The sequence below is a fragment of the Seonamhaeicola marinus genome, assembly GCF_008085455.1.
Map to the genome: position 1 here is coordinate 1 of NZ_VSDQ01000811.1, position 408 is coordinate 408.

Annotated in this window: 1 protein-coding gene; it reads left to right on the plus strand. The window is 39.2% G+C overall.

What is annotated here, in order from left to right:
* The coding region (locus FUA24_RS23655) for a SprB repeat-containing protein (protein WP_187388382.1) at positions 1-408 on the plus strand (408 nt) is incomplete at both ends.

Genomic DNA, 408 nt, shown 5'->3' on the forward strand with positions numbered 1-408 from the left:
TATACAGTTACAGTAACCGATAAATCTGGCTGTACAAGCACATTGAGTGTTGTTATTAATCAATCAGACGAGATTATTATTGACTACACCGCCACCGAAATTGCATGTTACGGTGATAATGATGCCTCAATAACCATTAACGCTATTACAGGAGGTAATGCCCCTTACACCATTACTTGGAGCAACTTAGGCACTGGCAATACACAAACCAACTTATCTGCTGGTACTTATGTAATTACAGTAACCGATGCCACCAATTGCCAAAAGCAAGCCACTATTGTTATTGATGAAGCACCGCTTTTTAGAATAACGCCACAAGTAGAAAACATATCATGTTTTGGTGAAAACGACGGACGTATTATTTTAAATTTTGAAGGCGGCATAGCACCCGTTAACTTGGTTTGGGAT